We start from the raw sequence: 238 nt of genomic DNA on the forward strand, positions 1-238 counted from the left end.
GGCCAATGCTATCACCAAACCATGCATCATTAGAAATCGTCAGCAAATAATCGGTTTCTTTTTTCAGATTTTCACGAAGTTGCTCACCAAAAATAATTTCATAGCAAATAGCTGGCGCAAAAGCATGTTGTTTTGCCATAAAAGATGGCTGTACCGCATCGCCACTTTGGAACGCAGACATTGGCAAATTAAATACGGAATTAAGTGGGCGCAACAAACTTTCTAACGGCACATATTC

At 39.9% G+C, this 238-nt stretch carries 1 protein-coding gene; it reads right to left on the reverse strand.

All coding sequences use genetic code 11. The features are described 5' to 3' along the window. Positions 1-238, reverse strand: a 238-nt coding sequence (locus CUZ56_RS15520) for a nitrilase-related carbon-nitrogen hydrolase (RefSeq protein ID WP_275427172.1), incomplete at both ends; no start/stop codon positions are given.

It is taken from the genome of Saezia sanguinis (assembly GCF_003991585.1).
GTDB classification, from domain to species: domain Bacteria; phylum Pseudomonadota; class Gammaproteobacteria; order Burkholderiales; family Burkholderiaceae_C; genus Saezia; species Saezia sanguinis.